The sequence below is a fragment of the Winogradskyella sp. genome, from assembly GCF_013213835.1.
GTDB lineage: Bacteria > Bacteroidota > Bacteroidia > Flavobacteriales > Flavobacteriaceae > Winogradskyella.
The window spans coordinates 123,248-145,128 of the sequence record NZ_JABSSU010000003.1; the positions used below are offsets into that span (position 1 = coordinate 123,248).

The following is a 21,881-nucleotide window of genomic DNA, read 5'->3' on the forward strand; positions in this document are numbered from 1 at the left end:
CCAACATTCATTAAAGTTGAAACTAAGACGCTAAAAGCGCATTAATTTCTGAAACTATTTTTTTCACTGAAAACGGCTTGGTTAAATATTTATCAGCCCCAAGTTTTAAGCCTTTTTCAATATCTGAAGCTTTATTTTTTGCAGTTAAAAACACTACTTTTGTGTGCTTCAACTTTTCATTTTCTTTAATCAACTTAAGTGTTTGATAACCATCTACTTTAGGCATCATCACATCTAACATAATTACATCTGGAACAACACTTTCTAAAATCTCTAACGCTTCGCTACCATCTCTTGCTATATAAACTTCAAAATTATTTTTTTTGAAGGTATATTCTAAGGTCATCACTATGTTAGGTTCGTCATCGACGATTACAATTTTGTTCATCTTTATAAGAACATTACAATTTACTTAAAAGGTAGCTTAAAACCAAAGGTTACGCCACTTTTTTCATTATTTCTCACCCAAATTTTTCCGTTGTGGTTTTCGACAATTTGTTTACTAATTGCTAAACCCAAACCACTACCTTCAGGTTTCTGAATATTTTGGTTATCAGATTGATAAAATTTATCAAAGATATACGGTAGATCTTGCTTTGGTATGCCTTTACCATTATCCTTAATCGTGACTTCCAAATATCCTTTTACATATTTATAGTCAGCAATTATCTTGCCCTTTTTTACTTCAACAAATTTTAATGCATTAGAAAGCAAATTTGTCAGTACCTGTAATATTCTATCTTCATCATATTCTGCATTTATATCACTGTTGCTAGCCATTACCATTTCTACTTGTTTTTTTGTCGCAATATGGTTGACTGAATCAAAGGTTCTTTTTATAGTTTCTCTAATATTATGCTTTTGAATATTTAATTGTGCTCTACCTTTCGATAATTTTTCAAAATCTAAAATGTTATGTATTAAACGTGATAACCTATCACTATCCTGAAGCATATTTTTAAGAAACTGTGTTTTAATTTCTTCTGGCATGTCGTCATCATCATCCATCAAAAGCTCAGTTGTGGCACGGATTCCGGTAATTGGGGTTTTTAACTCGTGTGCTACAGTATCTAAAAACTCATCTTTTTGTTTGTCTTTTTCTCTAAGTTCTTGATTGGCATGTTTTAATTGATTCGTTAATGTTGTTAATTCTTCAGACTTTTCACGTAACAACTTATTTCTTGCAATGGTCTCTTTAGATTCTTCAAGCATTTTCAAAACTTCAACTAAACTCACTTCTTCTTCTTTTACCACACTAGAAATTAAAATCTTTGCTGAAGCACTACCAATACTTCCAGTTAATAGCTTTTCAGAAAAATTAATTAATCTGGCATCTGCCATCTGTGTATCCGCAGGCAGATCGTACTTTCTAAAAAATAAATTCAACGCGCGTTCAGTACGTTTTTCACCTAAAAACTTGACCAATACATTTCTAATTTCAGCTACGTAGGCTTCACCTTTCCAAACTAATGCGCCATCCTGAAGATCTTTATAGTTTTGACTATCGATAAACATTTCGGCATAATTACGTTCTCGATAATTTCCTTTTATCAATACTGAAAAAGTGATAAAGCAGAATATATTTACAATCATACTCCAGAAAAATGCATGTGCAGGTGGACTCAAGAAATCTATACCAAATAACGCATGTGGTTTTAACATTTCTATATTCAAAAATCCATTTTGAATGAAGTCATCCGTGCCGGTTAATGCGTAAGATGAAAATGGTAAAATGAGTGTATAAAAAACGACTATAAAACCAGCTAAAATTCCAGCAATTACAGCTTTTGACGAACCGCGATTCCAAAACAAACCAATAAAAAATGATGGTGCTAGCTGTGTTATTATTACAAAAGCTATGAGTCCGATAGAATATAACGACAGTTCAAATGAAAAATTTACATAGAACGCATAAGCAAGTATGATTATAGAGAAAATTGAAATACGTCTAATATTCTTAATGTATTTGGCATTGCTTTCAGAACCGCTTTTAGAAAAACGATCTAAAAATCCATAAGGAATCACTAGGTTATTACTTACCATTGTAGATAAAGCTAGTGTTGCCACAACAACCATTGAAATCACTGCTGAAAAACCACCAAGAAAAACCAACACGGATAAAAATGTATTTCCATTTTTTAACGGTAACAGTAAGGCATAATACTCAGCTCTTTGAGTATCACCAATAGTGAGATTTCCAGCCCAAGCAATGAATATTACAAACACATTAAACAACAATAAATACAAGGGAAACATCCATATGGCATTCTTTAAATGTTTTTCTCTGACATTTTCTACAACTGCTACTTGAAACTGTCTTGGTAATAAGAAAATAGCCATAAATGATAATAAAATGGTATACAACCAATTAAAGCCATCTTCGAATCCATTGATTTTAGTCAACCTATCAAAATTTTCTGTTTGAGATATTTTTGAATAAATATCTTCAGTACCATCAAATAAAAAATAAGTCACGTAAATACCTACAAACAGAAAAAACACTAATTTTAGTATAGATTCAAAAGCAACGGACATTACAATGCCTTTATGTTTTTCTGAAGCGTCTGTAGTTTGAGTGCCGAAGAATGTTGCAAATACCGCTAAAAGTAAAGCAATATAAAACGTAGAATCATCATATACCGAAGTTGACATATAACTTGTATCATCGGATAAAATCTGAAATGTTTCAGAAACTGCCTTTAATTGCAATGAGATATATGGCACAATACCAAACAAACACACTAATGTTACTAAAGCGCCAAGAAATCTATGATTACCATAACGCAATGAAATAAAATCTGCAATAGAACTGATTTTGTGTTGTTTGGAAATCCTGATGATTTTTCTGAGCACCACAATCCATAAAGGTGCTGCAATTACAGGTCCTAAATATATTGGCAAAAAGTTAATCCCTGAATTTGCCGCAATACCTATACTACCGTAATATGTCCAAGCTGTGCAATATACAGCAAGTGATAAAGTATATATTATTGAGTTATTCACCCATTTGCTTTTTGCATTCTTTTCAGATACATAAGCAATAGCAAATAATGCAATGAGATATACTATTATTATGGAAAATAAAACGTAATTACTCATAATGACGTTTTAAGACGATGTAAGACACCACAATGACCGCCAACCAGATTGAAAAAATTGAAATATAAAACGACGGGATTCCAAATAATTGACTATCACCGTTAAAAATAAACACAACAGGAACACTCAACAACACAAAAGTGGCTATAGAAAGAATAATGAGTTTTTGTTCGTGACGTTTTTTCAAAAGGAAAGCTTGATTTAATTAGTTCTTGAAATGTAATAAAAGATTCTCAAACGGTTTTACTATTAATAAAAAAAACAGTGCTGTCATTAACAGCACTGTTTCTACTAACTAATAAATAAGACATCTAGTGACTTTGAGCTTCTCCGGCACCAGACGGAATTCTTATGTTTTCAACTATTTCTTGTACATGTTGTGGTGGTGCAGGTGTCATACGAGACACAACTACTGAAACTACAACGTTAACTAGCATAGCTACTGTACCAAAACCTTCTGGTGATGTACCAAACCACCATTCACTTGCTGGTCTTGGATCCATTACTCCTATAAGTCCTGTTTTATATCTTATCATGTAGAACAACATCAGAGAAATACCTACTACCATACCAGCAATAGCACCTTGCTTGTTCATACGTTTATCGAATATTCCCAAGATAATTGCTGGGAAGAATGACGCAGCTGCCAATCCAAATGCTAGCGCAACTACGGCGGCGACAAAACCTGGTGGCTTAATACCTGCTAAACCTGCGACGATTACAGCAAATACAATTGCAATTCTTGCCCACATTAATTCTCCTTTATCAGAAATGTCTGGTTTAATTTGCTTCTTGATAAGATCATGAGAAATTGAAGTAGAAATTACCAATAGTAATCCTGCTGCTGTTGATAATGCCGCGGCTAATCCACCCGCAGCCACTAAAGCAATAACCCAATTAGGTAATTTTGCTATTTCAGGATTTGCTAATACCATGATATCTCTATCTACATATAATTCGTTTGCAGAATCATTAGCATTTGATATTAATCTTTCACCACTTGTTCCTCTTTCTTTAGTATAAACAGGTTTTTTGCCTTCAATTGCACTTCCTGCTACATATTGAATTTTACCATCTCCATTTTTATCTGACCAAGCAATTAGACCTGTATCTTCCCAGTTTTTAAACCAACCAGGAACTTCAGTATACTCAGTACCACTAACAGTTTCGATTAAGTTAGTTCTTGCAAATACAGCAATTGCAGGTGCAGTTGTATAAAGTATTGCAATGAATAATAATGCTAAACCTGCAGATTTACGTGCGTCTTTAACCTTTGGCACTGTAAAGAAACGTACAATTACGTGAGGTAAACCGGCTGTACCAACCATTAATGCTAAGGTAATAGCAAAAACATCCCAAGTAGATTTAGATCCATCCGTATATTCTTTAAAACCTAATTGTGTATGTAATGCGTCTAGTTTATCGAGTAAAAATGTGCCATCTTCAACAGTTCCTCCCATTCCTATTTGAGGAATAATGTTTCCTGTCATCTGCATTGAAATAAAGAATGCAGGTACCATAAATGCAAAGATTAATACACAGTATTGTGCTACTTGAGTATATGTAATCCCTTTCATTCCCCCAAGGAATGCAAATACCAATACGATGGCCATACCGATAACTACACCAATGTTAATATCTACCTGTAAGAATTGAGAAAATACAACACCAACACCACGCATTTGTCCTGCCACGTATGTAAACGACACTAATAATGCACAGATTACAGCTACTGTTCTTGCTGTATTAGAATAATAACGGTCACCAATAAAATCTGGCACTGTAAATTTTCCGAATTTCCTGAGATAAGGTGCGAGTAATAAGGCGAGTAATACGTAGCCACCAGTCCAACCCATAAGGTAAACTGAACCATCATAACCGGTAAATGAAATAATACCAGCCATAGAGATAAATGACGCAGCACTCATCCAGTCTGCTGCTGTTGCCATACCATTTGCTAACGGTGAAACACCACCACCAGCAACATAAAAGTCTTTTGTTGAGCCTGCTCTAGCCCAAATTGCGATTCCGAAATATAGTGCGAATGTGATTCCTACTAATATCCATGTCCAAGTTTGTACACTCATAATTTTTATAATTTTTTGGTTATTAGTTAGGACTATTCGTCGTAACCGTATTTTTTATCTAGTTTATTCATTATTCTTACGTACACGAAGATGAGAATTACGAATACGTATATTGAACCTTGTTGTGCAAACCAAAATCCTAGTTTGAAACCACCAAGTCTTATTTCGTTTAAAGCATCTTTAAATAAGATACCACAGCCATAGGATACTAAAAACCAAATGACTAAAAGTATGGAAAGGTATTTTACGTTTTCCTTCCAATATGCGACTGCATTGCTTTTATTGTCAGACATAATTGAGATTGTTTTTATAAGAAAATATGTGTTTGTAATCTGAAAATATTAGTCGATTCAGCACCCGTAGCACCTCTTGAACCTGTTGTAAATTCAGCTGTAATTTTTGCGAAATGACCGTTGATGAAATAGTTAAGTCCTAAACCAACTTCATTACTTGTTTCTGGTGTAAAATCTAAATCAACAGAATTGTAAGTAAGGTAAGGCATCAATTTAGCATCTCTGAAAAGAACACCTACTTGGCCATGTAGGACAGAACCTGAAGATGGTACTAAACCACCTGATGCGAAACCATCTGTACTACCATATTTGTAGTTGTAGAAAGCACCTAATGCATTTATTGCAAGCTTATCATTTATTGGCGCATCATAGAAAACATCTGCAGCGAAATGGGTTACAGATTCTCTATCTTCTAGGTCATTAACAGCTAATGCGTTTGGGTGATGGAAGAAACCAGCACCAACACTTAGTACCTTCTTCTTTCCTAAATAAGTACCAACAAAATATGGTAATTTATCAGATTCTTTGTCGAAGATGTCATACTTAAAGTAACCTGCGTAATTCCAAAGTCCTGTAGCATCTTCATTTGAATTATCTACTTGATATGAAGGTACAGCACCTAATGTTCCAATATTATTTCTGGCATTATTGGCAGAAACTCTATAGTGAAATTTCCCTAAAGATCCTTTAGCATATATACCTAAATGACGTGCAAACTGGTCACTTGTGGTAATATTACCCCAAGGAAATAGTCTTGCATCAGAATTACCAGCACCTGGATTATCTAAAGTCATCATATTTAATGTACTTTGATTTGATAATCTTGAAATACCATTCCAGTAATGTAAACCTGTTCCAACGTGTAGTTTTCCAGGTTCAACAGCGAATTCTGCCCAAGCATCATGTAAAAACAACAAACTACTTTGATTAGAAGATTGTGTATTAGGATTTGCTGTTAAATTACCTGCATTTAGATTATTCAAACCAAAATGTGTTAATATTAAAAAACGCGGTGAGATCTGTGCATAAGCTAAGAAACGAGATCTTCTAATAGAGTATCTTAAACTTTCTCTGTTAGAATTTGCTTCCATCCATAACTGATGCCACATGATAAATCTAACATACTTACTTCCATCTTCATTCAGTTTAAGCTGAAGCGGCTTGTAAGAGTGGTCTGGTTTTGAATCTTCTTGCTGACCTGAAGCCGTTAAAGGCATCAAAATCAAAGCAAAAAGAAACAAGATTAAATTTGTTTTCTTCATAAAATTAGAAATTTAGTTAGTTATTTATTGGTTTTGTGTGCACTACTAAACTCTAAAAAAGAAAGTCTGAAAAAAAAGTTAATATATATATATGTTAATTTAGTATATTTTAAGTAAGATTTTTAACATCAATCTGGTGTAAGAAATATATTAAACAAAAAATTATTGAAAGTAATTATTTATGACTATTCACGGAATCTTTCCCATTTAATCAACATGAATTTGTCACCCAATTCCGTTACAAGTGTTCCAGCCCCAGCAAGATTTTCTCTATCGGAAAAAAAGTTTGATAACTCTTCAGCATTTAATATTTTATACGTTGGATGGTACTTTGAATTATACGGTCTTTTAATATTATATTTCTTTACCCAATTCATAATACTTACGTGAGAAATCCCAAGAATACGTTCAATCTCGCGATATGTTAATCCCTCTAAATATAACTGCAAGGCTTTATTAACATAGTAATCATCAATCTTTTTTCCTAATTTGTTTACTGTGAAATAATAGCCACATGACTTACATTTATACCGTTGTCTATTTTTAATAATTCCACTCTTCACATAATTATCTGAACCACAATTAGGACAAGATTCAACTTTCATAATAATAGATATATTATTTTAGCATAAATATATTAATTTAGCAGTAAAATTCCAAAATCAATATATTTGTTGATTTACAGAAAAAAAACAATAAACAAAAAAATAATAAATATTAAATTATCATATAAGGAAATACATAAGTCTTATTCAACCTTTTAATATCTTTGAGTATCATTAAGAAATAATATGCCTAAAACACTTTATCGTATCTATGTCATTGAATTATCTAAACGCGTTTATACAGAAAGTGTTAAATTCAGAAAATCAAATCCTCAATACAATGGTGTTTTAGAATGCCTATATGTTGGCATGACGAGTAAACTACCGACAGAACGGTTTGAACAGCATAAGACAGGATATAAAAACAAGAAAGGTTATAAGCTTTCATCTAATATTGTAGAGAAATACGGTTTATATCTTAGACCTAGCCTATATAATCATATTGATCCTTTTGTAACAAGTAATGATGCTCTAATAGCAGAAAAAGAAATTACGCTGGAATTACGCAGAGAAGGATACGCCGTTTGGTCTAATTAATTACCATTTCAGAAAAACGCTCTAAGGTTTGCTCATAAATAGCTTCATACTGTGGTACTATATTATGAATATCAAACTTCCTAGATTGTGCTTTGGCATTAGATTTAAAAGTATTCAACGTATTCAAATCTTTTAAAATTTTAATGGCATTAGCAGACATATCAGTAACAGCATTAACATCACTTAAATAGCCAGAAAAACCATCTTCATTTACTTCAGGCAAACCACCTGTATTGGTCGATATAACAGGCACACCACTTGCCATAGCTTCAAGCGCAGCTAATCCAAAACTTTCGGTCTCCGATGGTAATAAAAATAAATCACTAAAACAGAGAATTCTATCTATTTCGTTACTATTTCCAAAGAATATGACCTTATCCTCAATACCTAATTCTGTAACCAACAATTCAGCACCTTCTTTTTCTGGGCCTTCACCAACCATCATTAATTTAGCAGGAAGTTCCTTTTGGATATTATAGAAGATTTTAATGACATCTGGTATTTGCTTCACTTCTCGCATATTACTTATGTGTGTAACGATACGCTCTTTGTCATTAGCCATCATTGCACGTTGACAATCAGTAAAGTTATTTGTATGTTTTTCTAGGTCAATAAAATTAGGAACAACGTGTATATCTTTTTTTATATTAAAAAGTCGTAAAGTGTCATTTTTAAGACTTTCTGAAACAGAAGTCACAGCGTCAGATTTATTGATACTAAAAGTAACAGCAGGCTTGTAAAAAGGATGATTTCCTACAAGGGTTATATCAGTACCATGTAAGGTAGTCACTATTGGCACCAATAAACCTTCATCTAATAGCATTTGTTGGGCCATAAATGCTGCATAAGCGTGCGGAATAGCATAATGTACATGAAGAAGTTCTATGCCATGTAATTTCACCATATCAACCAATTTACTTGATAAAGCAAGCTCGTAAGGTTGGTAATGAAATAAAGGATATTCAGGGACATGTACTTCATGAAAATGCACATTATTACTTAATAATTCTAACCGTACCGGTTGGCTATAAGTAATGAAATGGATTTCGTGTCCACGTTTTGAAAGTTCTAATCCTAGCTCTGTAGCCACTACACCACTTCCACCAAATGTTGGATAACAAACAATGCCTATTTTCATAAAAATTTGAAAGATTATTGGTCTTTACCTTGGTAGCAAGTTATGGTAAATCCTTACAACTTCAACATTTTTAACTTATAATTAAATGCAACTATTCTATAATTGCCTCATAAATAAGACGTTGAATTTCTGTTCTAATATTCTCTCTTAATAACAGGTTTTCACCAGCTTCTGGAAACGTTCGGTTTGCTAAAAATATATACACCAATTCTTCCTCAGGGTCAGCCCAAGCATAAGTTCCTGTGAAACCAGAGTGCCCAAAGCTTGTCATAGAAATACAACCACATGTCGGACCTTCATCGTGCAACTGTGGTTTATCAAAACCAATACCTCTTCTGTTATCCTTATCGCAGAAATAACACGTATTAAATGTATCTAACGTCTCACTTTTAAAATAACGCTTTCCACCATAAAACCCTTTTTGAAGGTACATTTGCATAATCTTTGCCACATCGTTAGCATTACTAAAAATACCAGCATGTCCGCCAATACCTCCTTGCATAGCTGCTCCCATGTCGTGCACATAACCATGAACTTTATTAAAACGATAATAACTATCAACCTCTGATGGTACAATATCCTTTAAGCTAAATTTATCTCGTGGATTATACGTTGTATAGTTAGCACCTAAAGATTTATAGAATCTATCTTGTGTAATTTCATGTAAAGATTTATCATAAAAGTCTTCTAGGTAATCCTTAAGAATATAATAAGGCAAATCACTATAACGGTAACGTAACTTAGATAATAAATCACTTTCCTTGATGATCTTTTGAATAGAATCCTGATAATCATCTCTCATGAAAAGTGAATTTGTTACTTCAACTGTGAATCCTTTTTCCTTTTTATTTCGATAATATTTGGGGTCAGGTTTTTTAGTTACCGAATCTAAAGTTGCATAGTAGAACGGAATCCATGGTTTTAACTGTGCATAATGCGATAACATCTTTTTTAAGGTAACATCCTTTTTATTGGAATCCTTGTATTCTGGAATAAGAGTTCCGAGTTTAGAATCTAAAGAAATTGACCCTTGTTGCTGTAGTTCCATCACAATTGGTAATGTCGCTAATATTTTAGTTAAAGAAGCAACATCATAAACATCATCAAAATCTACTTTGTTTTTCTTGGCATAGGTATGATAACCAAAATTCTTGTTGTAAATAACCTTTCCTTTTCGTGCTACTAACAACTGAATGCCTGGCGTCATTTTATTATTAACCGCATGATTAGCCACTGAATCTACTTTCTTTAATAACTCAGAATCCATACCAACACGTTCTGGTATTGAATAACCTAAATTTAATAACGCGTTGAAAGTTTCACCTTTACCAACCGGAAAATGAGGACCAGCGCTCACAGGTAATTTTCCTTGCGCTTCAGTAGCTCCGAAAATTAATTGCGCTGACTTTTCTTGAGCAATTCTACTATTTTGATAACTCATTACAATGGCATCGAAGTTCTCAATGGTCTCAAAGTCATTTAAAGCATATGGCCTAGCAAAAACATCTAAAATAAGTGTATTTGTTCTGGCGATTTCATACAACCAAGCCAGTTCCTTTTCAGTAAATTTATATCCTTTCCATGGGTTAGCATTAGATTTATGAAAACCAACAACTACCGTATTATAACTTTGAAGTTTGGTTATTAACTCATCAAGTTTCTCAGCTTTTATAAAATGAACTTTAGTATACTTTTTTAATTCATCTAAAAACACAGAACCACTATCATCTCCAAGTTCTACATAAGCTACATTCTTTGTTTCAAGATCTCTAAGCGGTAATAATGCATTTTCGTTTTTAACTACAGTAACAGCGGATTCCATTAAGGATTCATAAAGTGCATCATCTTTAATACGGTTTAAATCATTTGAAAGATTGTACATGCCAATTGGCGAATACTCATGTAAACCTACTTTATATTTTGCCATTAAAATCTTCTTTACTGAATGTGCTAAGCGTTCTTCTGAAATAATCCCTTCATTAAAAGCTTCTTCAAACTTCGCAATACCCTTAATTGGGTCTTCAGACATCAACATCACATCATTACCTGCCAAAAATGCCATTAGATCAATTTCACCACCTTTCATTAAGGTTTTAGAGTTAACGCCATCTACCCCTTTTTCAACATAATCAGCAGCACCTTTCATCGTTAAAGCATCTGTAAAAATAAGACCTTGAAAACCTAATTCACCTTTGAGTATATCCGTCACAATATGTTTTGATAAAGATGATGGAAAACCTCTTCTCTTTTCTAAACTTGGCACATTGAGATGTGCTACCATAACACTAGACAATCCTTCTTTTATCAGTTTTCTATAGGGATAAAGCTCAACAGAATCTATGCGCTGTTCGCTAAAATTTACAGTTGGTAATGTTTTATGGGAATCAGCATCAGTATCGCCATGGCCAGGAAAATGTTTTGCATTGGCTAAAACTCCAGCATCTTGCATACCTTTCATAAATGCCAAAGCTTTCTCAGTGACATTATCTCTATCCTCACCAAAAGAACGATTTCCAATTATAGGGTTTTTTGGATTAGTATTTATATCTACAACAGGAGCAAAATTAAAATGCACTCCAAGACGTTTACAATGTTCACCAATTTGTCGACCTGTTTGTTCTACCAAGTTGTTATCTGATATGGCGCCAAGAGTCATATTCCAAGGAAATGCATAAGTAGAATCCAATCGCATACTTAAACCCCATTCAGCATCCATTCCGACTAAAAGCGGAATCTTAGAAATAGCTTGTAAATCATTATTAAGCCTAGCTTGTCTATATGGTCCACCTAAGGAATAAATGACACCACCTATTTTCTGCTCTTTTATGAGATCAAAAATTTTAGAATTCTCCTCGTCAGAATGCTTAGACATCACCTGTACCATAAACAATTGCCCTATTTTTTCTTTAACTGACAGTGCATTATAAACGCTATCAACCCATTGTTTTTGTTTGATAAAATCCTTAGTATGAAGTGGATTTACACTTGAATCTTGTGATAAACTAAATTTAAAACATAGGCATAAGAAAATGAGGGCAAAAAATCGCATAGGCAAATAACTATTTATATAAGTAGTAACGAATATTATGCCAAAATAGCATAATATAAAAATAACTAAAAAGACTTTAAGAATCTTTTATTAACCTTAAAATGTCAATACAAATTATTTAAGAAGATCAATGTATTTGTCATGGTAACCTAATAAATACAGCACACCATCTAAGCCGATGCTCGAGATGGCACTTTGCGCATTATCCTTCACGGTTGGTTTTGCATGAAACGCAATACCTAAACCAGCAAGATTTAGCATCTGCAAGTCATTTGCACCATCACCAACTGCAATTGTTTGACCAATATCTATGCCCATTTCATCCGCCAATTGTTGTAGGTATTCTGCTTTTTTATTACCATCTACAATTTCACCAATATAACCACCAGTTAAAGCACCATCTTTAATTTCTAACTGATTAGCAAATACATAATCGATATCTAGTTTTTCTTGGAGATAATGTCCGAAATATGTGAATCCACCAGAAAGTATAGCTGTTTTGAATCCATAATAATGTAAAGTATCGATAAGTCGCCTTGCTCCTTTTGTTATTGGTAAATTTTCAGCTATATCCTGTAAAACATCCTCACTTAATCCTTTAAGCAGTGCCATGCGTTGCTTAAAACTTTCATTGAAGTCTATTTCACCTTGCATTGCAGATTCTGTTATGGCTTTAACTTGGCTTCCAACACCTGCGCGTTCTGCGAGTTCATCAATAACCTCAGTTTGAATAAGTGTCGAGTCCATATCAAAACAGACTAAACGTCTATTTCTCCTGAATATATTATCCTCCTGAAAAGCGATATCCACATCTAGTTCTCTTGAAATATCCATGAACTTAGAGGTCACTTCAGTCTTATCTAATAACTCACCTCGTATTGATAATTGGATTGATGCTCGTGGATACTCTTCTTCGTTAACAAGAGAAGTTCTTCCGGTTAAACGTTTAATAGAGTCAATATTCATATTCTTATCTGAAATGACTTTTGTAACTTCAGAAATCTGTTCTGCCGCAAGCTTTTCCCCAAGAATAGTCACAATATATCGGTCTTTGCCTTGCATGCCTACCCAATGCTCGTAATCATCAAGCGAAATAGGTGTGAACTTAGCGGTAATGCCTAGCTCATATGCTTTAAATAATAAGTCTTTAAGAACTGCTGCTGATTTTTTTCCAGATTTTATTTCGAACATCATACCCAACGATAAGGTATCGTGAATATTAGCTTGCCCGATATCTAATATTTTTGCATCGTATTCTGCTAAAACACTCGTTAAAGATGACGTAAGACCTGGTTTATCTTGTCCTGAAATGTTTAATAAAAAGATATCTGTAGCCATATAAATTTGAACTTTTAGAATTACGATTTAAGATTATAATGTTGAAATGAAATTATAAAGTGTAAAAATGACTATTCTTATTGAAATTTAAAAGTTTTGTGAGTTGCGAATATTGTAATAATTCTGAAACTTCATTGAATATATTTCAAAGTTATTATTTCAAAAAGCGACTATGCCAACTATCTTTTGCAGGTACTTCCCAGTTTTCGTTAAACTCTGCAATATTTGTAACAAGGTTATTGAATACAATGGTATTTTTTGAAACAGAATTATTTTTTGCCATCTTTTTGAAATCCACTAAAGACTTGTATGCCACGAATTCTCCTTGTTTAAAAGAAACATTCATTTTATCCATTAAATCGACATTATATGCCTTTTCTAATTCTTGAATAAAATGTACCGAAGCGTCAATAGAACAACCAGTCGCAGCATTTAAAATCTGATTTAATGCTAACACTATAAATCGTTTATAAACAATCTTAAAACCTGATTGTAAATCCTTTCCGTGAGCGGTCCAAGATGTAATAAAAGTTTCAAGTTTTGATTTTATTTCTTTTAATTCATCCTCTGAAAATGAACGATTGGCCTGGTATATCCAAACACGAGATTCGTCTGGTAATTGGTTAAAATCTACTAGCATCTTTTTAGTCTATGAGATCAATTTTGGTAATCACTTTCTTTGTAATATATTGCTTTTCACTTAAGTCAAAAACTTGCTTTTCCTCATACTCTATTGAAAAGGATTTGCCATAGTTAGATTTATTAAGTAATTCATAGCCATCAAAATCATCAAGTATTATAAACGTGTGCGTTTTATCAAAATCATCTTTAGTCTCTATGTAGGAAATGGCGTCATTTTTTAATGAGGTTAATTCTACTTCAATATTTAAATTATCTCTTGGCGAATCACTAAACTCAATGTCTTCATCATCTTCCAACATATCTACCATTTCTTCACCACTAAAAAGTGACATGAAATCATCAAGACATACTGTAGTCATTTTCATACCTACCATTTCACCAATTTCCTCTATGTCTTCTAATCCTTTTTTTGAAAAGAACTTTGATTTAGATTTATGTTCGTTAAAACTTGCAATTAAGCACAAACCTAATGCCATTTGCTTATTGTCTAGGCTTTCAGAAGGATTAATCTTTTTATTTTTAAGACACTCACAAGTATCACTTGCCATAAGATCTAATGCTTCTTCTTTAGAAAGTTTTTGTGCACTTAGACTTAATGTAACAGATAATATTAGTACTGTGAAAAAGTATTTTTTCATTAAATAATAATTATATTTTTGATTTATTTTAAAGGCTATTGATCATTAGCAATCAGTTCTGCTATATCCAACACTTGAATTTCACCTTCTTTTTCATTGAATTTTACACCATCGCTCATCATGGTATTACAATAAGGACATCCTGTTGCGATAATGTCTGGTTTTGTTTCTAAAGCGTCTTTTGTGCGCAATACATTGATGTCCATATCACCTTTTTCTGGTTCTTTAAACATTTGTGCTCCGCCAGCACCACAACATAATGCTGTAGATTTATGACGTTTCATTTCGGTTAAAGTCGCATTGGTAGTTTTTAAAACGTCTCTCGGTGCATCGTATTCATTATTTGCACGACCTAAATAACATGGGTCATGAAACGTAATACGTTTCCCTTTATAGGTTTGCCCTTCAGTAGATAAACGACCTGAAGACATTAATTCTTTGATAAACTGGGTATGATGAATAACGTCATAGTTACCACCTAAACTCGGATACTCATTTTTTAAACAATTAAATGAATGCGGATCACATGTTACAATACGTTTTACTTCATACGCGTTAAGCACCTCAATATTCATCATGGCTTGCATTTGAAATAAAAACTCATTTCCTGCTCTTTTGGCTACGTCACCTGTATTACTTTCCTCAGCACCTAATACTGCAAAATCTACATTTGCCTTGTTTAATATTTTCACAAAGGCCTTAGTGATCTTTTTAGCTCTATCATCATAACTACCTGCAGAACCCACCCAAAATAAAATCTCTGGTTGCTTACCTTCTGCCATGTATTGTTCCATTGTAGGAACATTTAGTTGTTCACTCATAGTATATTATTCTTCTTTAGCCCAATTTAAACGGTCCATTTGATTATATGGCCATGGTGCGCCATTATTCTCAATGTTTGTCATCATATTATTAAGCTCCATTGGTGCAGCACTTTGCTCCATTACCAAATAGCGACGCATATCTAATATAATTGATAATGGATTAATACTTACCGGACATTCTTCAACACATGCATTACATGTTGTGCATGCCCATAATTCTTCATTTGTAATATAATCGCCTAATAATTGTTTACCATCATCTTTAAACTCGCCACCATTTGCGTCAATATTTTTACCAACTTCTTCTAAACGGTCTCTTGTATCCATCATAATCTTACGTGGAGACAATTTTTTACCTGTAAGATTTGCCGGGCATGCTGAAGTACAGCGGCCGCACTCTGTACATGTGTAAGCGCTTAACAACTGAACACGATTTAAATCCATGACATCACTTGCCCCAAACTTAGCAGGTTCTTCTTCTTCAGTTCCTTCTGGAGCCGCTGCAAATGGATCTGCATTGGGATCCATCATTAACTTCACCTCATTTGTAACAGCTTCCAGATTATTAAATTTTCCTTTTGGTTCAACACTGCCATAATAGGTGTTTGGAAATGCTAACAGAATATGTAAATGTTTTGAGAAATATAAATAATTTAAGAAGATTAAAATACCAATAATATGTAACCACCAAGCTGTACGCTCAATAATAACCAAAGTATCTGCATTATCACCAAACCAAGGCGCTATAAATTGTGAAATGATATTACCTGAATTAGCTTCTTGAAACGTTGTGTCAGTTGCATTCATCACAAGGAACAAGCACATTAAGACTACTTCAAAATACAGAATAATATTACCATCATTTTTTGGCCAGCCTGTCATTTCAGCACTTAAGAAACGTTTAAGTTTTACAACATTTCTTCTGGTCCAAAACACAATCACAGCCAATAAAACTAGAACCGCTAAAACTTCAAAAGCGCCAATTAAAAAACCGTATACCGATTCGGGTAAAACCGTTAATCCTATACGATGTGTTCCAAAAATCCCATCAATAATAATTTCAAGAACCTCTATATTGATAATCACAAAACCTATATAAACGATTATATGGAGAATGCCTGCAACTGGACGCTTTACCATTTTGCTTTGACCTAGTGCAATACGAATCATATTTCGCCAACGTTCTGATGTATTATCACTAGTATCTACCTCTCTACCTAACTTTATGTTTCTTATTAGTCTTTTTACATTTCGTGCAAAATAGCCAATACCTAATACTAGGATTATGGCAAAAAGTATATTTGGTATATATTCCATATGAGAAATAATCTAATTTTTTTGATCTTCAGTTGGTGGTGTATATGGTATTTCTTTTTTAGAAAGAATACGTCTGTACCTTGCAGGATGCAACTTTATATCCAACAACAACTCTTCCATTTCTTTTGATGCCGCTTCTAGATTATTATACAGAGCATCATCGTTAAGAAGCTTACCTAGTGTACCCTTGTTTTCATCGATACTTGTAAGAATACCTTGAAATTTGTTTAAAGTACCTTCTAAACTTTTAACAGTTCCGGCTAAATTTGCATCCTTCAATTGTCCCGAAATTTCTTTGAAATCAGAAGTTAATTTATCAAAACCATCCAAAACAGAAGCGATTTTATCATCATTATCCTTTACGACTGTTTCAATAGATTGCGCCACGCTATTATATGATTTTAGCGTCTTATTTAATTCTGAAATCGCATGTTGTAATCCATCATCCGATTCATCTGTAAGCAATTTATTTAAATTTGCTACCATTACATCCGTGTTACTTAAAGTACCACCAAGACCTTCTGTAACTTTTGGCAATTCACTTTCTAAACTAGAAATTAGACTTTTCTTTACACCTGAAGTTAAAACATCGCCTGGATTTGCATATTTACCATCATTGGCATCAATAATCTCTAAGGCATTACCACCCATTATGCCTGTTGCATAAAGACTAATTGTACTGTTCTTAGAAAACTTGAGTTTTTTATTTACTGAAAATGTCACTCTTGTTTTTCCAGTATCGTACATGTAATCAATAGATTCAATCTTACCTACCTTATTTCCTTTAACCGTAACTGGTGAAGACGAGCTCAGAGCATTGTAGTCAAACTCTGTGTAAAAGACATCTTTACTTGTGAATAAATCATCACCTTTTAAAAAGGAAAACAAATAAATAAACAATGCTATACCCGAAAGTACTAATATACCCGTTTTAGCTTCTCTTGTAATTTTCAATGCTTTAATAACTTTGATTTGAAACAAAATTAAGTATAATTATACGAATAATGAATTCTAATTAGAAACAGATTTTAAAGCCTCAGAAATGTCAACTTGTTTACCATCTTTATAAGCTACTAAAAAACAAGAAGAATACCCTTTTTGCTGGGCTTCTTGCTTAAAAAGCTTTGCCTTATTATAGTCGGATGTACTACCATAATAGTATTTGATTAGCTTTCCTGTTTTCTGCTTAGAAATGTCTGATAATCCATTGAAATTATATGATTTGGTTTCTAAATCTCTTGAACTAGCAGCAATCTGAACTTTAAATGTATAGTCTTCAAGAATGAGAGATTCAGGCTGAGAATAACTGTTATCAAGTTCTAAGTTGGTATTACTTCCTAATTCGCTTCCAATGTTTTGATCTATTTCATTTTTAAACTCTAAAATAGCATCTATTAAAGCTTGAGTCATTTTATTTTGTCCTGCCTTAGAGTTAAGAAAGGCGCCTTCTTTTTTGTTGCTAATAAATCCAAGCTCCACAAGCACGCTAGGCATATATGTATTTCTGATAACAAGGATACTCTCTTGTTTTAAACCTCTACTTTTTCTTTTTGCCTTGCTAACAAAATTATTTTCAATCTTTCTTGCTAAGACTATACTTTGTTCTACATAAACTTCTTGCTCTATACCAATAGCTATAGTAGATTCAGGTGAACTTGGATTGAAACCTGCATAATTCTCCTCGTAATTATCCTCTAAGAAAATTACTTCGTTTTCGCGTTTAGCCATTTCAAAATTTCTATCAGTATTCTTTTCTCCTAGAACCCATGTCTCAGTGCCAAATGGCTTAGAATTAGCAACAGAATTGCAATGTACCGATATAAATAAATCTGCATCAGCCTTATTTGCAATGTCTGCACGTCGCCATAATTCTATAAACTTATCCGTCTTTCTTGTGTATATAACTTTAATACCTTCTGTTTTCTCTAATGCTTTACCAAGCTGTAATACAACATCTAATGCAATAACTTTTTCTTTGTATCCATTACTTAAAGCACCAGGATCCTTGCCACCATGACCAGCATCTAATACTACAACAAAATCTTTATTTTGAGCAGGTAAAACTTCAATTGATGTTAAATAAGTGATAAAAGTAAAAAGCAGGAATACTAATGTATATTTATGTGTCGTTTGCATAATTGTTCTAACGGTTTGAATACTTGAATTATTACAAGCTTTTGTTTAGTAAAACAGTATTTTTAAACTTTATAAGATTAATAAATCAATCACAAAAAAATATCTGTACTTTTGGCGATTCATAAACCGAGCCATACTTTTACAAAAATACATTTAAAAGGATTGCGTACAAATAGCTTACACATACTTTTTATCTTGAGTTTTACAGTGCTTATCAACACTTTAAGCTTTGCTCAAGAACTACCTAAAAGTGGCACTCCAATACCTGCGGAAAAACCAAAAGATTCAGTTGTAATTCCGGCCAAAGATTTATTGGATTTACCTACAAATGAAAGAGAAATTGATTCTACAAAGCAAGATTCTGTAAAAAAGGAAGGTTTTTTAAAAGACATTGTGACTTACAAGGCAAAAGATTATGTTTCGGTAAGCCAGAAAAAACAGCAGATTACATTATATAACGAAGCTGAAGTGCTTTACGAAGATATGGAAATTACCGCTGGAATCATTGTTATAGATTACAGTAAGAATTTGGTGTATGCCGGTCGATTAAAAGATTCTACAGGGTATTCTCAAAAACCAGTATTTAAGCAAGGTGCAAATATTATTGAACCTGATTCAATAATTTTTAATACAGATTCCCGTAAAGCTTTAATTTTCAATTCAGTTACTGAACAAAGCGGAGGTACTGTTATTGCGCAAAGAACAAAGCGTGAAAATGATTCGGTTTATTTTATACATAAGGGAAAGTTTACAACTTCTGAAAACCTAGAAGATCCTGAGTATTACATATTAATGAACCGAGCTAAAATTGTACCAAATAAAAAAATTGTAACTGGCTTAAGTCAAATGTACATTTACGATGTACCAACACCAATTGCAATTCCTTTTGCATATTTTCCAATGTCGAAAAAACAGACATCAGGAATTATTTTTCCATCATTTGGGGAAGATACGGGAAATGACAGAGGTTACTTTTTGCAAAATGGTGGTTATTATTTTGCCATTAGTGACCACGTTGATCTTGCCGTTTTGGGAGACTATTATACCAACGGAAGTTACGGATTAAGACTAGAAAGTAATTACGCTCTAAGGTATAGATTTCGCGGAAACGTAGGATTTAGGTACGAGAATCTCTTAAATAGTGAAAGAGGTTTTCCAGATTTTAGCCAGAGTACTATTTATAACATTAGATGGTCGCATACACAAGACGCCAAAGCTAATCCTAACTCAAGGTTTTCTGCTTCGGTAAACTTAGGTAGTAGTCAATTCTTTAGACAGTCAATTAATCAAGTTAACCTAAATAGTACGCTTAACAATACATTAGCATCTTCCGTATCCTATTCTAAAACGTTTCAAGGTGAACCTCAGGTCAATTTGAACCTTACAGCAACCCATAATCAAAATACAAATACAGAAGCAATTAATTTGACACTTCCTACGATGCAAGCTTCTATGAGTCGTGTTTTTCCTTTTGCACCTAAATCAGGGACAAAAAAAGGAGCAATTCAGAATATTAACTTTCAAGTAAATACGAGAGGTGAATATCGCATACAGACCACAGATTCACTTTTTGGGAAAAGCGAGATGTTTGATGATGCCTTAGCGGGTATGAGACACAATATCCCTGTAAATACTAATTTTAAAGTTTTTAATCATTTTAGTGTTAGTGCAAATGCAAACCTTCAAGAAACTTGGACTCTCAAAACAGTTCGAAAATTCTTTGATACTACAACTGATGAAGTTGTTACTTTAGATATTAACGGTTTTGACAGATTCTTCACTTACAATGTGGGAGCTAGTATTGGTACGACCCTTTATGGCATGTTTAATTTTCAAAAAGAAGGTAAGGATCCTAAAATACAAGCAATAAGACATGTCATGAGACCTTCAATAAGTTATAGTATAACCCCAGCTTTTAATCAGTATTACGAAACGTTTGAAGTTGTTGATGCTAACGGAACTACTAGTGATCAGGTCTATACAAGATTTGAAAATTCACCATTAGGTAGACCTGGAAATACATTCTCTAGTAATATCGGATTTTCTTTAGGTAACAATTTTGAAGCTAAAGTGAGAGCCAAAGATTCCACAGATACCGAACCTAAAAAAGTAATGCTGCTTAACAACTTAAATTTTCAAACATCATATGATATTGCAGCAGATTCACTTAACTGGAGCCCAATGAGAATAAGTGGTGGAACTCAAATTCTGAATAGAAAAATGAACATCAACTTTGGGATGACGTTAAACCCTTATGCTCTAGACAATAACAACAACATCATTAATACATTTAATATTGATAATGGTGGCAGTCTTTTTAGATTAACATCAGCCAATTTAAATATCAGTTACAGCTTATCAAACGAAACATTTAATGGCAAAGAAACTGATAATTCTAGAGACTCCGAACAACAAAGACGAGCAGCAGCTACTAATAGCGATATTGATGGTTTGTTTGGGGAATCTCAGGATTTTGCTGACCAAAGATTAAATGATGACAACAAAGAAAAGAAAGAAGATACCGAGGAAGATAACAATGATTTTTACAATTATAAAATGCCGTGGAATCTTAGACTTAGGTATGCTACCAACTATAACAATACAAGACGCCAAGATCAAATTACATCACACTCATTAATGTTTTCTGGAGATGTTGAGTTATCACCAAGATGGAGCATTGGTGTTTCTTCAGGTTATGATTTTCTGAATAAGGGAATTACATTTACACAATTACGTTTTGAAAGAGACTTATTGAGTTGGCGTATGAATTTTAGTTGGGTTCCAGTAGGCATAAACACCTCTTGGAATTTCTTTATTGGTATAAAGTCTAACTTATTAAAAGACCTTAAGTATGATCAGCGTCGTCAGCCAGATCGTAACTTAGGTAATTAAAATCTTTCTCAATTCATTCTTCTA

General features: G+C 33.2%; 18 protein-coding genes. 2 read left to right on the plus strand and 16 right to left on the minus strand.

Annotated features, from left to right (window positions below; genetic code table 11):
• Nucleotides 1-22: 22 nt before the first annotated feature.
• The 7 genes from HRU50_RS03360 to HRU50_RS03390 form a co-directional block, all read right to left on the minus strand.
• On the minus strand, nt 23-388 hold the full coding sequence (locus tag HRU50_RS03360; protein WP_296348171.1) for a response regulator: 366 nt from the start codon (nt 386-388) through the stop codon (nt 23-25).
• A gap of 20 nt (nt 389-408) precedes the next feature.
• A complete protein-coding gene (locus HRU50_RS03365) occupies nt 409-3,099 on the minus strand; it encodes a sensor histidine kinase (protein ID WP_296348172.1) in 2,691 nt (896 codons plus the stop codon).
• Nucleotides 3,092-3,286 (minus strand): hypothetical protein, encoded by a 195-nt coding sequence (locus HRU50_RS03370; RefSeq protein ID WP_296348173.1) that lies wholly within the window; start codon nt 3,284-3,286, stop codon nt 3,092-3,094. Before HRU50_RS03370 ends, HRU50_RS03365 begins: the two co-directional genes overlap by 8 nt.
• 124 nt (nt 3,287-3,410) lie before the next feature.
• Nucleotides 3,411-5,186: a sodium:solute symporter family protein gene (locus HRU50_RS03375; RefSeq protein WP_296348176.1), complete on the minus strand. Its 1,776-nt coding sequence runs from the start codon at nt 5,184-5,186 to the stop codon at nt 3,411-3,413.
• Between the two features lie 32 nt (nt 5,187-5,218).
• Nucleotides 5,219-5,479 (minus strand): DUF4212 domain-containing protein, encoded by a 261-nt coding sequence (locus tag HRU50_RS03380; protein WP_296348178.1) that lies wholly within the window; start codon nt 5,477-5,479, stop codon nt 5,219-5,221.
• Nucleotides 5,480-5,493: 14 nt separating this feature from the next.
• On the minus strand, nt 5,494-6,741 hold the full coding sequence (locus tag HRU50_RS03385; RefSeq protein WP_296348181.1) for a hypothetical protein: 1,248 nt from the start codon (nt 6,739-6,741) through the stop codon (nt 5,494-5,496).
• 185 nt (nt 6,742-6,926) lie between these two features.
• Nucleotides 6,927-7,304, minus strand: coding sequence for a helix-turn-helix domain-containing protein (locus HRU50_RS03390; protein ID WP_296348183.1), 378 nt, complete (start codon nt 7,302-7,304; stop codon nt 6,927-6,929).
• 228 nt (nt 7,305-7,532) lie between these two features.
• Here HRU50_RS03390 and HRU50_RS03395 point away from each other — a divergent pair, with 228 nt between their 5' ends.
• Complete coding sequence (locus HRU50_RS03395; RefSeq protein ID WP_296348185.1) at nt 7,533-7,883, plus strand: ribose-5-phosphate isomerase; 351 nt, start codon at nt 7,533-7,535, stop codon at nt 7,881-7,883.
• On the opposite strand, the gene bshA is transcribed toward HRU50_RS03395, so the two are convergent.
• From bshA to HRU50_RS03440, 9 genes are all read right to left on the minus strand, one after another.
• Nucleotides 7,876-9,021, minus strand: a complete 1,146-nt coding sequence (gene bshA, locus HRU50_RS03400; protein WP_296348187.1) for an N-acetyl-alpha-D-glucosaminyl L-malate synthase BshA — start codon at nt 9,019-9,021, stop codon at nt 7,876-7,878. The two genes, HRU50_RS03395 and bshA, sit on opposite strands and share 8 nt — an antisense overlap.
• 91 nt (nt 9,022-9,112) lie before the next feature.
• Nucleotides 9,113-12,070, minus strand: a complete 2,958-nt coding sequence (locus tag HRU50_RS03405) for a glycoside hydrolase family 3 N-terminal domain-containing protein (protein WP_296348189.1) — start codon at nt 12,068-12,070, stop codon at nt 9,113-9,115.
• 114 nt (nt 12,071-12,184) lie between these two features.
• Nucleotides 12,185-13,408, minus strand: a complete 1,224-nt coding sequence (gene serB / locus HRU50_RS03410; RefSeq protein WP_296348191.1) for a phosphoserine phosphatase SerB — start codon at nt 13,406-13,408, stop codon at nt 12,185-12,187.
• A gap of 154 nt (nt 13,409-13,562) precedes the next feature.
• Nucleotides 13,563-14,048, minus strand: coding sequence for an ABC transporter ATPase (locus HRU50_RS03415; RefSeq protein ID WP_296348193.1), 486 nt, complete (start codon nt 14,046-14,048; stop codon nt 13,563-13,565).
• A 4-nt stretch (nt 14,049-14,052) separates the two neighbouring features.
• Nucleotides 14,053-14,688, minus strand: a complete 636-nt coding sequence (locus HRU50_RS03420) for a hypothetical protein (protein WP_296348194.1) — start codon at nt 14,686-14,688, stop codon at nt 14,053-14,055.
• Nucleotides 14,689-14,723: 35 nt separating this feature from the next.
• Nucleotides 14,724-15,509: a (Fe-S)-binding protein gene (locus HRU50_RS03425; protein ID WP_296348197.1), complete on the minus strand. Its 786-nt coding sequence runs from the start codon at nt 15,507-15,509 to the stop codon at nt 14,724-14,726.
• Nucleotides 15,510-15,515: 6 nt separating this feature from the next.
• A complete protein-coding gene (locus HRU50_RS03430; RefSeq protein ID WP_296348199.1) occupies nt 15,516-16,829 on the minus strand; it encodes a (Fe-S)-binding protein in 1,314 nt (437 codons plus the stop codon).
• Between the two features lie 12 nt (nt 16,830-16,841).
• Nucleotides 16,842-17,783, minus strand: coding sequence for an MlaD family protein (locus HRU50_RS03435; protein ID WP_296348200.1), 942 nt, complete (start codon nt 17,781-17,783; stop codon nt 16,842-16,844).
• Nucleotides 17,784-17,840: 57 nt separating this feature from the next.
• A complete protein-coding gene (locus tag HRU50_RS03440) occupies nt 17,841-18,965 on the minus strand; it encodes an N-acetylmuramoyl-L-alanine amidase (protein ID WP_296348202.1) in 1,125 nt (374 codons plus the stop codon).
• Nucleotides 18,966-19,076: 111 nt separating this feature from the next.
• On the opposite strand from HRU50_RS03440, the gene HRU50_RS03445 reads away from it, so the two are divergent.
• On the plus strand, nt 19,077-21,857 hold the full coding sequence (locus tag HRU50_RS03445; RefSeq protein WP_296348204.1) for a putative LPS assembly protein LptD: 2,781 nt from the start codon (nt 19,077-19,079) through the stop codon (nt 21,855-21,857).
• Nucleotides 21,858-21,881: the final 24 nt, after the last annotated feature.

Bases quoted from the DNA above. Each gene is read 5' to 3' on its own strand.
- HRU50_RS03385 (WP_296348181.1), bottom strand. From the start codon at position 6,741: ATGAAGAAAACAAATTTAATCTTGTTTCTTTTTGCTTTGATTTTGATG.
- bshA (WP_296348187.1), bottom strand. From the start codon at position 9,021: ATGAAAATAGGCATTGTTTGTTATCCAACATTTGGTGGAAGTGGTGTA.
- HRU50_RS03415 (WP_296348193.1), bottom strand. From the start codon at position 14,048: ATGCTAGTAGATTTTAACCAATTACCAGACGAATCTCGTGTTTGGATA.
- HRU50_RS03365 (WP_296348172.1), bottom strand. From the start codon at position 3,099: ATGAGTAATTACGTTTTATTTTCCATAATAATAGTATATCTCATTGCA.
- HRU50_RS03430 (WP_296348199.1), bottom strand. From the start codon at position 16,829: ATGGAATATATACCAAATATACTTTTTGCCATAATCCTAGTATTAGGT.
- HRU50_RS03425 (WP_296348197.1), bottom strand. From the start codon at position 15,509: ATGAGTGAACAACTAAATGTTCCTACAATGGAACAATACATGGCAGAA.
- HRU50_RS03440 (WP_296348202.1), bottom strand. From the start codon at position 18,965: ATGCAAACGACACATAAATATACATTAGTATTCCTGCTTTTTACTTTT.
- serB (WP_296348191.1), bottom strand. From the start codon at position 13,408: ATGGCTACAGATATCTTTTTATTAAACATTTCAGGACAAGATAAACCA.
- HRU50_RS03380 (WP_296348178.1), bottom strand. From the start codon at position 5,479: ATGTCTGACAATAAAAGCAATGCAGTCGCATATTGGAAGGAAAACGTA.
- HRU50_RS03395 (WP_296348185.1), top strand. From the start codon at position 7,533: ATGCCTAAAACACTTTATCGTATCTATGTCATTGAATTATCTAAACGC.
- HRU50_RS03360 (WP_296348171.1), bottom strand. From the start codon at position 388: ATGAACAAAATTGTAATCGTCGATGACGAACCTAACATAGTGATGACC.
- HRU50_RS03375 (WP_296348176.1), bottom strand. From the start codon at position 5,186: ATGAGTGTACAAACTTGGACATGGATATTAGTAGGAATCACATTCGCA.
- HRU50_RS03405 (WP_296348189.1), bottom strand. From the start codon at position 12,070: ATGCGATTTTTTGCCCTCATTTTCTTATGCCTATGTTTTAAATTTAGT.
- HRU50_RS03420 (WP_296348194.1), bottom strand. From the start codon at position 14,688: ATGAAAAAATACTTTTTCACAGTACTAATATTATCTGTTACATTAAGT.